Origin of the sequence: Klebsiella sp. GG_Kp146 (assembly GCF_040061975.1) — a bacterium.
In the GTDB taxonomy this organism is placed as follows: domain Bacteria; phylum Pseudomonadota; class Gammaproteobacteria; order Enterobacterales; family Enterobacteriaceae; genus Klebsiella; species Klebsiella quasipneumoniae.
Genome location: NZ_JBEAHA010000008.1, coordinates 73,035 through 86,192, shown reverse-complemented (window position 1 = coordinate 86,192; position 13,158 = coordinate 73,035). Strand labels below are relative to the sequence as shown.

Here is a 13,158-nt window from a genome sequence, read left to right as displayed (position 1 = left end):
AGTCAGCCCCGGCGCGGCGTACCTGTCCGGTGGGAGGATGCTTTGAGCACGACTAATCATGATCACCACGTCTACGTTCTGATGGGCGTTTCCGGCAGCGGGAAATCCGCTGTCGCCAGCGAAGTGGCGCATCAGCTGCATGCCGCGTTTCTCGACGGCGACTTTCTGCATCCGCGCAGCAATATCACCAAGATGGCCTCCGGTGAGCCGCTCAACGATGACGACCGTACCCCGTGGCTGCAGGCGCTAAATGACGCCGCGTTTGCCATGCAGCGTACCAATAAGGTGTCGCTGATCGTCTGTTCGGCGCTGAAGAAGAGCTATCGCGACATTCTGCGCAAGGGCAACCCGAACCTCTCCTTCATCTACCTGAAAGGCGACTTCGAGGTGATCGAAAACCGTCTGAAGGCGCGTAAAGGACACTTCTTCAAAACCCAAATGTTGGTGACGCAGTTTGAAACGCTGCAGGAACCAGGCGCCGACGAGAGCGATGTGCTTATCGTCGATATCGACCAGCCGCTGGAAGGCGTGGTGGCCAGCACCATTGAGGTGATCAACAAAGGCAGTCACTAGTGAGTACTTTAACGCTTGTTTTAACAGCAGTCGGCTCGGTATTGCTGCTGCTGTTTTTAGTCATGAAGGCGCGGATGCACGCCTTCGTGGCTTTGATGGTGGTTTCTATTGGCGCAGGTCTCTTCTCCGGCATGCCGCTGGATAAAATCGCGGCGACGATGGAAAAGGGGATGGGCGGTACGCTGGGCTTCCTGGCGATCGTCGTCGCGCTGGGCGCGATGTTCGGGAAGATCCTGCATGAAACGGGGGCGGTCGATCAGATTGCCGTCAAGATGCTCAAATCCTTCGGCCACAATCGCGCGCACTATGCGATTGGTCTCGCCGGCCTCATCTGCGCGCTGCCGCTGTTTTTCGAAGTGGCGATCGTGCTACTGATCAGCGTCGCCTTCTCGATGGCGCGCCATACCGGCACTAACCTCGTGAAGCTGGTGATCCCGCTGTTTGCCGGGGTGGCCGCCGCCGCGGCGTTCCTGCTGCCGGGACCGGCGCCGATGCTGCTGGCGTCGCAAATGCACGCCGACTTTGGCTGGATGATCCTGATTGGCCTGTGCGCGGCCATTCCGGGAATGATTATCGCCGGGCCGCTGTGGGGCAACTTCATCAGCCGCTACGTTGAGCTGCATATTCCTGACGACGTGACGGAGCCGCATCTCGGCGAAGGCAAAATGCCCTCCTTCGGCTTCAGCCTGTCGCTGATCCTGCTGCCGCTGGTGCTGGTAGGCCTGAAAACCATCGCCGCGCGCTTTGTGCCGGTGGGGTCGACCGCTTACGAATGGTTTGAATTTATCGGTCACCCATTCACCGCGATCCTGGTAGCCTGCCTGGTGGCGATCTACGGCCTGGCGGTACGTCAGGGGATGGCGAAAGACCGGGTGATGGAGATCTGCGGTCATGCGCTGCAGCCGGCGGGCATTATCCTGCTGGTGATCGGGGCAGGCGGCGTCTTCAAGCAGGTGCTGGTTGACTCCGGCGTCGGCCCGGCGCTGGGTGAAGCGCTGACCGGCATGGGGCTGCCAATTGCCATTACCTGCTTCGTGCTGGCGGCGGCGGTGCGTATCATCCAGGGGTCCGCCACCGTGGCGTGCCTGACGGCGGTCGGCCTGGTGATGCCGGTGATTGAGCAGCTGAACTACAGCGGCGCGCAGATGGCGGCCTTGTCTATCTGTATCGCCGGCGGCTCGATTGTCGTGAGCCATGTGAACGACGCCGGCTTTTGGCTGTTCGGTAAATTTACCGGCGCCACCGAAGCCCAGACGCTGAAAACCTGGACGATGATGGAAACCATCCTCGGCACCACCGGGGCGATTGTCGGCATGATCGCCTTCCAGCTGCTGAGCTAAGTCTGTTCGCCACCCGCTCGCGGGTGGCCAAAAGCCAGGGTAACGCCGTTTACCCTGGCTTCCCGGCGATAAGCCGCGCTTTTTCCCTCTTTTCTCTTTCCGCTCCTCGCCTTTATTAGCGCTACGACGATGCTCGTATCCTTCGGCAAGCCTTGCTGCACCTGGGTTTGTTGCCTGTTTTTGGCAAGGGGGAAATCAGCGGATTTCGCGCTTAATCCATAATCAGGATCAATAAAATCGCGACGGAAAATGTTCCATTCCCTTGGTGATTTCCCCGATAATCATTGCGCTTTGACGACGACCAGCGACGGTGGACAATGTGCAGGATAAGTTGCTTTTCTGATTGTTCAGCAATCATTGATTAATTTCACTTGCGACTTTAGCTGCATTTTGTAAGGTGAGGGATAATCCAGTTGGAAACTGGTCAGGCACAAACAGCACACACCTCGCAGGAATACGTTATGAAAAATGTTGGTTTTATCGGCTGGCGCGGAATGGTCGGCTCTGTTCTCATGCAACGCATGGTTGAAGAGCGCGATTTCGACGCCATTCGCCCGGTGTTCTTCTCTACCTCCCAGCTGGGACAGCCAGCGCCGTCTTTCGGCGGTAGCACCGGTGGCACGCTCCAGGATGCGTTCGATCTGGACGCGCTGAAGGCACTGGACATTATTGTCACGTGCCAGGGCGGCGATTACACCAACGAGATTTACCCGAAGCTGCGCGAAAGCGGCTGGCAGGGTTACTGGATTGACGCTGCCTCTTCGCTGCGCATGAAGGACGATGCGATCATTATCCTCGACCCGGTTAACCAGGACGTGATCACCGCCGGCCTGAACAACGGCGTAAAAACCTTTGTCGGCGGCAACTGTACCGTCAGCCTGATGCTGATGTCCCTCGGCGGCCTGTTTGCCCAGGATCTGGTGGAGTGGGTCAGCGTGGCGACATACCAGGCGGCTTCCGGCGGCGGCGCGCGTCATATGCGCGAACTGCTGAGCCAGATGGGCCAGCTGCACAACCATGTCGCGGCAGAGCTGGCGGACCCGGCTTCCGCCATTCTGGAGATCGAGCGCAAAGTGACGTCGCTGACCCGCAGCGGCGAGCTGCCGGTGGATAACTTCGGCGTACCGCTGGCGGGCAGCCTGATCCCGTGGATCGACAAACAGCTGGATAACGGCCAGAGCCGCGAAGAGTGGAAAGGCCAGGCGGAGACCAACAAGATCCTCGCCACCTCGTCCGTTATCCCGGTAGACGGCCTGTGCGTCCGCGTTGGCGCGCTGCGCTGCCACAGCCAGGCGTTCACCATCAAGCTGAAAAAAGATGTCTCTATCCCGACCGTTGAGGAGCTGCTGGCCGCGCATAACCCGTGGGCTAAAGTGGTACCGAACGATCGCGACATTACCATGCGCGAGCTGACCCCAGCCGCGGTGACTGGCACCCTGACCACCCCGGTAGGACGCCTGCGTAAACTGAATATGGGGCCGGAGTATCTGTCGGCCTTTACCGTTGGCGACCAGCTGCTGTGGGGCGCCGCGGAGCCGCTGCGCCGGATGCTTCGCCAGCTGGCGTAAGCGCAGGATGAACAGAAAGGGGGTCTTCGAGCCCCCTTTTTTTTTGCGTAATACAAGGAGTAAACGCGGATGTTAGATTTTTCCCCACGGAGGTAACTCAGCCTTGGCTATGCTTTAAGTAAGGAATTCCTTACCTGAAGGTGGGACGGAGCAGAAGGATGCAGAAAGCGCTGCGCCGTTCAGGTCAAAAAAAGTCGCCAGTTACAGGAATGAGCGACACTTACAACAGGATGAAAGCATGTCTAATCATATCGATAGAGACGTGATTAATGCGCTAATCGCCGGTCATTTCGCGGACCCTTTTTCCGTGCTCGGCATGCACCGTACCGACGCCGGGCTGGAAGTGCGCGCATTATTACCCGATGCCACCGATGTGTGGGTTATTGAACCGAAAACCGGACGCAAAGTCGGCAAGCTCGAATGCCTCGACTCGCGTGGTTTCTTCAGCGGCGTTCTGCCGCGGCGTAAAAACGCCTTTCGCTATCAGTTGGCCGTCACCTGGCACGGGCAGCAGAATCTGATTGATGACCCTTATCGCTTTGGTCCGCTGCTGCAGGATCTTGACGTCTGGCTGCTGTCGGAAGGGACCCACCTGCGCCCTTACGAAACGCTGGGCGCGCACGCCGCCACCATGGACGGCGTCACCGGCACCCGTTTCTCGGTATGGGCGCCGAACGCCCGTCGCGTTTCGGTGGTGGGGCAATTTAACTACTGGGACGGCCGGCGCCACCCGATGCGATTCCGCAAAGAGTCCGGCATCTGGGAACTGTTCGTCCCCGGCGCGCACAATGGCCAGCTGTATAAATTCGAGCTGATTGACGCCCACGGCCATCTGCGGGTCAAAGCCGATCCTTACGCCTTTGAATCGCAAATGCGTCCGGAAAGCGCCTCGCTTATCTGCGACCTGCCGCCTAAAGTCGAACAGCCGGCGGACCGCAAAGCGGCGAACCAGTTCGATGCCCCTGTCTCTATCTATGAAGTGCATCTTAGCTCATGGCGTCGCCATACCGACAATAATTTCTGGCTGAGCTACCGCGAGCTGGCCGACCAGCTGGTGCCCTACGCGAAATGGATGGGCTTCACCCATCTCGAGCTGCTGCCGGTTAACGAGCACCCGTTCGACGGCAGCTGGGGCTATCAACCCACCGGCCTCTATGCGCCGACCCGCCGATTCGGCACCCGCGATGATTTCCGTTACTTTATCAACGCCGCGCACGCCGCCGGGCTAAACGTCATTCTGGACTGGGTGCCTGGCCACTTCCCGGCGGATGATTTTGCCCTTGCCTCTTTCGATGGCACCGCGCTGTATGAGCACAGCGATCCGCGCGAGGGGTATCACCAGGACTGGAATACCCTGATCTACAACTACGGACGCCGCGAAGTCAGCAACTTCCTGGTGGGAAATGCGCTGTACTGGATCGAACGCTTCGGCATCGATGCTCTGCGCGTCGACGCGGTGGCCTCGATGATCTATCGCGACTATAGCCGCAAGGCGGGGGAGTGGATCCCCAACGAATACGGCGGCCGGGAAAATCTGGAAGCCATTGAATTTCTGCGCAACACCAACCGCATCCTTGGCGAACAGACGCCGGGCGCGGTCACCATGGCGGAAGAGTCCACCGATTTCGCCGGGGTAACCCGTCCGCCAGCCGGCGGCGGCCTCGGTTTCTGGTTCAAATGGAACCTCGGCTGGATGCACGACACCCTGGATTACATGAAACTCGATCCGGTGCACCGCCGCTTCCATCACGACAAAATGACCTTCGGCATGCTCTACAACTACACCGAGAACTTTGTGCTGCCGCTCTCCCACGATGAAGTGGTGCACGGCAAAAAATCGATTCTCGACCGCATGCCGGGGGACGCCTGGCAGAAGTTCGCCAACCTGCGCGCCTACTACGGCTGGCTGTTCGCCTTCCCGGGGAAAAAGCTGCTGTTTATGGGCAATGAGTTCGCCCAGGGCCGCGAGTGGAACCATGACGGCAGCCTCGACTGGCATCTGCTGGAGGGCGGCGACAACTGGCACCACGGCGTCCAGCGGCTGGTGCGCGACTTGAACCATACCTATCGCCACCATAAGGCGCTGCACGAGCTGGACTTTGACCCGTACGGCTTCGAATGGCTGGTGGTGGATGACCACGAGCGCTCAGTGTTTGTCTTTGTGCGCCGCGACCGGGCGGGGAACGAGATTATCGTCGCCAGCAACTTCACGCCGGTGCCGCGCCACGACTACCGCTTCGGCATCAACCAGCCGGGCCGCTGGCGCGAGGCGTTGAATACCGACTCAATGCACTATCACGGCAGCAACCAGGGCAACGGCGGGGTGGTGGAAAGTGATGCCATCCCCAGCCACGGTCGCGAACATTCGCTGTCCCTGACCCTGCCGCCGCTGGCGACGATCTGGCTGGTCCGGGAGGCGCAATGACCAACCTCGCGGCAGGCAAGCCTGCGCCGTTGGGCGCCAGCTATGACGGCAAGGGGGTGAACTTCGCCCTCTTCTCCGCCCACGCGGAGCGGGTGGAGCTGTGCGTGTTCGACGAGCAGGGCAACGAGCAACGCTTCGATCTCCCGGCGCGCAGCGGCGACATCTGGCACGGCTGGCTGGCTGCCGTCGGGCCGGGCCTGCGCTACGGCTACCGGGTGCATGGCCCCTGGGATCCGGCGCAGGGACACCGCTTTAACCCGGCCAAGCTGCTGCTCGATCCCTGCGCTCACCGGGTTGAGGGCGATCTGCCGGACGACGAGCGCCTGCACGGCGGAATGTGGCAACCGGATCATCGCGATAGCGCCGCGATAGCGCCAAAATCGCAGGTAGTGGATCTGCGTTACGACTGGCTGGGCGATAAACCGCCGCGTACCCCGTGGGGGGAAACGGTGATTTATGAAGCGCACGTGAAAGGGCTCACCCTGCTTAATCCGCAGCTGCCGGAAGCCATTCGCGGAACGTATAAGGCGCTGGGCCACCCGGTGATGATCGCTTACTTCAAATCGCTGGGCATCAGCGCCCTTGAACTGTTGCCGGTGGCGCAGTTCGCCAGCGAGCCGCGACTGCAGCGGATGGGGTTGAGCAACTACTGGGGCTACAACCCGCTGGCCTGGTTCGCGCTGGATCCGCGCTATGCCAGCGACCCGACGCGCGCCCTGGATGAGTTTCGCGATGCGGTTAAGGCGCTACATGCCGCCGGTATCGAGGTGATTCTGGATATCGTGCTCAACCATAGCGCGGAAATCGATCTTGAAGGTCCCACCGTCTCCCTGCGCGGAATCGACAACCGTAGCTATTATTGGGTAAGGGAAGATGGCGATTATCACAACTGGACCGGGTGCGGGAATACGCTCAATCTCAGCCACCCGGGGGTAGTGGAACTGGCGCGCCAGTGTTTGCGCTTCTGGGTGGATGAGTGCCATGTCGACGGTTTTCGCTTCGATCTCGCCTCAGTGATGGGGCGGACGCCGGAATTCCGCCAGGATGCGCCGCTGTTCGAGGCTATCCGCCACGACAGCGTGCTGTCGCAGGTGAAACTGATCGCCGAACCCTGGGATATCGGCCCGGGGGGCTACCAGGTGGGCAATTATCCCCCGCTGTTCGCCGAGTGGAACGACCATTTTCGCGATAGCGCCCGCCGCTTCTGGCTGCAGCAAAACGTCTCCCTGGGGGATTTCGCGCAACGCTTCGCGGCCTCCAGCGATCTCTTTGCCCGTGATGGCAAGCCGCCATCGGCGACGGTCAATCTGGTGACGGCCCACGATGGCTTCACGCTGCGCGACTGCGTTTGTTTCAATCAGAAACACAATGAGGCGAACGGGGAGGAGAATCGCGATGGGACTAACAATAACTACAGCAACAATCATGGTATAGAAGGATTAGAAGCTAATTTTGCGGTGATTGAACGGCGACGCGCCAGCGTGCATGCGCTGCTGACGACGCTGCTGCTGGCTCAGGGGACGCCGATGCTGCTGGCGGGCGATGAGCAGGGCCACAGCCAGCACGGCAACAATAATGCCTACTGTCAGGACAACGCCCTGACCTGGCTCGACTGGCGCCAGGCGAACCCGGGATTAACCGCCTTTACCGCGGCGCTGATCCACCTGCGCCGGCGCATTCCAGCGCTCACCCGCAACCGCTGGTGGCAGGAGGGGGATGGCAGCGTCCGCTGGCTTAATCGCCATGCCCAGCCGCTGACTGCCGGGGAGTGGCAGCAGGGGGCAGCGTGTATGCAGATCCAGTTGTCGGATCGCTGGCTGCTCACGCTGAACGCCACCGCAGAGGTGGTCGATATGGTTTTACCCGAGGGGGAATGGCGCGCCGTTCCTCCATTCGCCGGAGAGGATAATCCGGTCATCATGGCTGTCTGGCATGGGCCCGCGCACGGAGTGTGCGTATTTCAAAGGTCGTAAGCCCTGAAGCTTCCGGTTGAACCCGTGGCGGCGGCGCGGCGGGATGAGCAGGAAAGCGGGGGTGTAAAAAGGAGTTAATCATGGTTAGGCTTGAAAAAAACGATCCGCTGATGCTGGCGCGTCAATTACCTATCAAATCCGTGGCGTTGATCCTCGCGGGCGGCCGTGGCACCCGGCTTAAGGATCTCACCATTAAGCGTGCGAAACCTGCCGTTCACTTCGGCGGCAAGTTCCGTATTATCGATTTCGCATTATCTAACTGCATTAACTCAGGGATCCGCCGCATCGGCGTTATTACCCAGTATCAGTCGCATACGCTGGTGCAGCACATCCAGCGCGGCTGGTCGTTCTTCAGCGAAGAGATGAACGAGTTTGTCGATCTGCTGCCGGCCCAACAGCGCGTACACGGCGAAAACTGGTATCGTGGCACGGCGGACGCGGTGACGCAGAACCTGGACATCATCAGCCGCTACAAGGCCGAGTACGTGGTGATCCTCGCGGGCGACCATATTTATAAGCAGGACTACTCGCGCATGCTGATCGACCATGTCGAAAAAGGGGCGCGTTGCACCGTGGCCTGCATGCCGGTGCCCATTGAAGAGGCATCCGCCTTCGGCGTCATGGCGGTCGACGAAAACGAAAAAATCATTGAGTTTGTCGAGAAACCCGCCAACCCGCCGGCGATGCCGACCGACCCGACCAAATCGCTGGCCAGCATGGGCATTTATGTCTTCGACGCCGCCTATCTTTATGAGCTGCTGGAGGAAGACGATCGCAACGAGAACTCCAGCCATGATTTCGGCAAAGACATCATTCCGAAGATCACCGAAGCTGGCATGGCTTATGCACATCCTTTCCCGCTCTCCTGCGTGCAGTCCGACCCGAACGCCGAGCCGTACTGGCGCGACGTGGGGACGCTGGAGGCCTACTGGAAGGCCAACCTCGATCTGGCGTCAGTTACGCCGGAGCTGGATATGTACGACCAGAACTGGCCGATCCGTACCCATATGGAATCGCTGCCGCCGGCGAAGTTCGTGCAGGACCGTTCCGGAAGCCACGGCATGACCCTGAACTCGCTGGTCTCCGGGGGCTGCATTATCTCCGGGTCGGTGGTGGTACAGTCGGTGCTGTTCCCGCGCGTGCGGGTGAACTCATTCTGTAACATTGATTCGGCAGTCTTGTTGCCAGATGTCTGGGTGGGGCGCTCATGCCGCCTGCGTCGCTGCGTGATTGACCGCGCCTGCGTCATCCCGGAAGGAATGGTGATTGGTGAGAACGCGGAAGAGGATGCACGCCGCTTCTATCGCTCAGAGGAAGGTATCGTGCTGGTGACCCGCGACATGCTGCGGAAATTGGGGCACAAACAGGAGCGCTAATGCAGGTCTTACATGTATGTTCTGAGATGTTCCCGCTGTTAAAGACGGGCGGTCTGGCGGACGTCATCGGCGCGCTGCCGGCGGCGCAAATCGCGGAGGGTATCGATACGCGCGTGCTGTTGCCGGCGTTTCCCGATATCCGCCGCGGCGTGGTGGATGCCCAGGTGGTGACCCGCCGGGATACGTTCGCCGGGCGGATCACGCTGCTGTACGGCCACTTTAACGGCGTGGGGATCTATCTGATAGACGCCCCGCATCTCTATGACCGGCCGGGGAGCCCTTACCACGATACCAACCAGCACGCTTATACCGACAACGTTCTGCGCTTTGCGCTGCTGGGCTGGGTGGGAAGCGAAATGGCCAGCGGACTGGATCCGTTCTGGCGCCCGGATGTGGTCCATGCCCACGACTGGCACGCCGGCCTGACGCCGGCCTACCTGGCGGCGCGCGGGCGTCCGGCTAAATCGGTCTTTACCGTGCACAACCTGGCGTACCAGGGGATGTTTTACTCCTGGCATATGAATGATATCGAGCTGCCGTGGTCGTTTTACAACATGCATGGCCTCGAGTTTAACGGCCAGATCTCGTTTCTGAAGGCCGGTCTTTACTACGCCGACCATATTACGGCGGTGAGCCCGACCTATGCGCGCGAGATCACCGAGCCGCAGTACGCCTACGGCATGGAGGGGCTGCTGCGTCAGCGCCATCATGAAGGGCGGCTGTCGGGAATTCTCAACGGCGTTGACGACGGTATTTGGAGCCCGCAAAACGACCTCCTGCTGCCGATGCGCTACGATCGCGACACGCTGGAGGAGAAGGCGGAGAACAAGCGTCAGCTGCAGATCGCCATGGGCCTGAAGGTCGATGATAAAGCGCCGCTGTTTGCCGTCGTCAGCCGTCTCACCAGCCAGAAAGGGCTGGATCTGGTGCTCGAAGCGCTGCCGGGCCTGCTTGAGCAGGGCGGCCAGCTGGCGCTGCTGGGCGCTGGCGACCCGGTGCTGCAGGAAGGGTTCCTTGCCGCCGCTGCCGAACACCCGGGCAAGGTGGGGGTGCAGATTGGCTATCATGAGGCCTTCTCCCACCGCATTATGGGGGGCGCCGACGTCATTCTGGTCCCGAGCCGCTTTGAACCCTGCGGCCTGACCCAGCTGTACGGTCTGAAGTACGGTACGCTGCCGCTGGTGCGCCGCACAGGCGGGCTGGCGGACACGGTCTCTGACAGTTCGCTGGAGAACCTTGCCGATGGTCTGGCGACAGGTTTTGTCTTTGAGGACAGCAATGCGCTGTCATTGCTGCGCGCTATACGTCGCGCCTTTGTCCTCTGGTCGCGCCCATCGCTCTGGCGCTATGTGCAGCGTCAGGCGATGAATATGGATTTTAGCTGGCAGGTTGCCGCGAACTCCTATCGCGAACTTTATCAACGCTTGATGTAATCACTGGAGTCATTGTTATGAATGTACCCTTTAGCTATGCATCACCGACGCTGAGCGTTGAGGCGTTAAAACATTCTATTGCCTATAAGCTGATGTTTATCATCGGTAAAGATCCGGCCATCGCCAACAAGCATGAATGGCTTAACGCCACGCTGTTTGCCGTTCGCGATCGCATGGTGGAGCGCTGGCTGCGCTCCAACCGCGCGCAGCTCTCGCAGGAAGTGCGCCAGGTATACTATCTGTCGATGGAGTTCCTGATCGGCCGTACCCTCTCGAATGCCCTGTTGTCGCTCGGCATCTATGACGATGTGAGCAGCGCGCTGGCGGAGATGGGGCTCGATCTCGAAGAGCTGATCGATGAAGAGAACGACCCCGGGCTTGGCAACGGCGGTCTGGGCCGCCTGGCGGCCTGCTTCCTTGACTCCCTGGCGGCGCTGGGGCTGCCGGGACGTGGCTACGGGATCCGCTACGACTACGGGATGTTTAAACAGAATATCGTCGATGGCCGGCAAAAAGAGTCCCCTGACTACTGGCTGGAGTACGGTAACCCGTGGGAGTTTGAGCGCCACAACACCCGCTATAAAGTGCGCTTCGGCGGCCGCATTCAGCAGGAGGGGAAGAAAACCCGCTGGATAGAGACGGAAGAGATCATTGCCGAAGCCTACGATCAGATTATCCCCGGCTTTGACACCGACGCCACCAACACGCTGCGTCTGTGGAGCGCGCAGGCCAGTAGCGAAATTAACCTCGGTAAGTTTAACCAGGGCGACTACTTCGCCGCGGTAGAGGATAAGAACCACTCCGAAAACGTCTCCCGCGTCCTCTATCCGGACGACTCGACCTACTCCGGCCGCGAGCTGCGCCTGCGCCAGGAGTATTTCCTCGTCTCGGCCACGGTGCAGGATATTCTGAACCGCCACTATCTGTTGCATAAGACCTATGACAACCTGGCGGACAAGATAGCCATCCACCTGAATGACACCCACCCGGTGCTGTCGATACCGGAGCTGATGCGCCTGCTTATCGACGAGCATAAATTCAGCTGGGACGAGGCGTTCGAGGTGACCTGTCAGGTCTTCTCCTATACCAACCATACCCTGATGAGCGAAGCGCTCGAGACCTGGCCGGTGGATATGCTGGGCAAAATTCTCCCGCGCCATCTGCAGATTATCTTTGAGATTAACGACTACTTCCTCAAGACCCTGCAGGAGCAGTATCCCAACGATACCGCGCTGCTCAGCCGGACCTCGATTATCGACGAGTCAAACGGCCGTCGCGTGCGGATGGCCTGGCTGGCGGTGGTGGTCAGCCACAAGGTCAATGGGGTGTCGGAGCTACATTCCCGATTGATGGTGGAGTCGCTGTTTGCCGAATTCGCCAAAATTTTCCCGATGCGCTTTATCAACGTGACCAACGGCGTCACGCCGCGCCGCTGGCTGGCGCTGGCCAACCCGCCGCTCTCCAAAGTGCTGGATGAGCATATCGGCCGCACCTGGCGGACCGATCTGAGCCAGCTTGACGAGCTGAAGCAGCATATCGACTATCCGACGGTCAATCAGGCAGTGCGTCAGGCTAAACTGGAAAACAAACAGCGGCTGGCCAGCTATATTGCGCAGCAGCTTAATGTGGTGGTGAATCCGAAGGCGCTGTTTGATGTGCAGATCAAACGCATTCACGAGTACAAACGCCAGCTGATGAATGTGCTGCACGTCATTACCCGCTATAACCGGATCAAAGCCGATCCGCAGGCGGAGTGGGTGCCGCGGGTGAACATTTTCGCCGGTAAGGCGGCTTCAGCCTACTACATGGCCAAGCATATTATTCACCTGATCAACGATGTGGCGGCGGTGATCAATAACGATCCGCAGATTGGCGACAAGCTGAAGGTCGTTTTTATCCCCAACTACAGCGTTAGCCTGGCGCAGCTGATCATTCCGGCGGCAGACCTGTCGGAACAGATCTCGCTCGCAGGCACGGAAGCCTCCGGCACCAGTAATATGAAGTTTGCCCTTAACGGCGCGCTGACGATCGGCACCCTCGACGGGGCGAACGTGGAGATGCAGGAGCACGTGGGCGAAGAGAATATCTTTATCTTCGGCAACACCGCGGAAGAGGTGGAGGAGCTGCGTCGCAGCGGCTATAAACCGCGCGAATATTACGAGCAGGATGAAGAGCTTCACCAGGCGCTGACGCAGATCGGTACCGGCGTTTTCAGCCCGGCGGAACCGGGGCGCTACCGCGACCTGCTGGATTCGCTGATTAACTTTGGCGACCACTACCAGGTGCTGGCGGACTATCGTAGCTATGTAGACTGCCAGGATCGCGTCGACGAGCTGTATCAACATCCGGAAGAGTGGGCCTACAAGGCGATGCTGAATATTGCCAATATGGGCTACTTCTCTTCCGACCGGACGATCCAGGAGTACGCGAAATACATCTGGCATATCGACCCGGTAAGGCTGTAAGCCAG

General features: G+C 59.7%; 8 protein-coding genes and 1 pseudogene. 8 read left to right on the top strand and 1 reads right to left on the bottom strand.

The genetic code is table 11. The annotated features are described in order from the left end of the window. Positions 1 to 42: 42 nt before the first annotated feature. Complete coding sequence (gene gntK, locus ABLU95_RS09885) at positions 43 to 573, top strand: gluconokinase (protein WP_004202126.1); 531 nt, start codon at positions 43 to 45, stop codon at positions 571 to 573. After that, the gene (gntU, locus tag ABLU95_RS09880; protein ID WP_004202127.1) at positions 573 to 1,913 is read left to right on the top strand and encodes a gluconate transporter; all 1,341 of its coding nucleotides are present in this window, start codon (positions 573 to 575) and stop codon (positions 1,911 to 1,913) included. Before gntK ends, gntU begins: the two co-directional genes overlap by 1 nt. Here the strand turns inward: gntU and ABLU95_RS09875 are convergent. Then, a pseudogene (locus ABLU95_RS09875) lies at positions 1,910 to 2,271 on the bottom strand (hypothetical protein). The gene gntU and the pseudogene ABLU95_RS09875 overlap by 4 nt on opposite strands. 103 nt (positions 2,272 to 2,374) lie before the next feature. On the opposite strand from ABLU95_RS09875, the gene asd reads away from it, so the two are divergent. The 6 genes from asd (at position 2,375) to glgP (ending at position 13,153) form a co-directional block, all read left to right on the top strand. Further along, complete coding sequence (gene asd / locus ABLU95_RS09870; RefSeq protein ID WP_086075520.1) at positions 2,375 to 3,481, top strand: aspartate-semialdehyde dehydrogenase; 1,107 nt, start codon at positions 2,375 to 2,377, stop codon at positions 3,479 to 3,481. Between the two features lie 238 nt (positions 3,482 to 3,719). Further along, the gene (glgB, locus tag ABLU95_RS09865) at positions 3,720 to 5,906 is read left to right on the top strand and encodes a 1,4-alpha-glucan branching enzyme (protein ID WP_348879336.1); all 2,187 of its coding nucleotides are present in this window, start codon (positions 3,720 to 3,722) and stop codon (positions 5,904 to 5,906) included. Next, a complete protein-coding gene (glgX, locus tag ABLU95_RS09860; protein ID WP_348879334.1) occupies positions 5,903 to 7,879 on the top strand; it encodes a glycogen debranching protein GlgX in 1,977 nt (658 codons plus the stop codon). The genes glgB and glgX overlap by 4 nt, the downstream gene beginning before the upstream one ends. Before the next feature lie 80 nt (positions 7,880 to 7,959). Beyond that, complete coding sequence (gene glgC, locus ABLU95_RS09855; RefSeq protein ID WP_002920566.1) at positions 7,960 to 9,255, top strand: glucose-1-phosphate adenylyltransferase; 1,296 nt, start codon at positions 7,960 to 7,962, stop codon at positions 9,253 to 9,255. Further along, the gene (gene glgA / locus ABLU95_RS09850; RefSeq protein ID WP_004202133.1) at positions 9,255 to 10,688 is read left to right on the top strand and encodes a glycogen synthase GlgA; all 1,434 of its coding nucleotides are present in this window, start codon (positions 9,255 to 9,257) and stop codon (positions 10,686 to 10,688) included. Before glgC ends, glgA begins: the two co-directional genes overlap by 1 nt. A 17-nt stretch (positions 10,689 to 10,705) precedes the next feature. Next, a complete protein-coding gene (glgP, locus tag ABLU95_RS09845) occupies positions 10,706 to 13,153 on the top strand; it encodes a glycogen phosphorylase (protein WP_023291212.1) in 2,448 nt (815 codons plus the stop codon). Positions 13,154 to 13,158 lie beyond the last annotated feature (5 nt).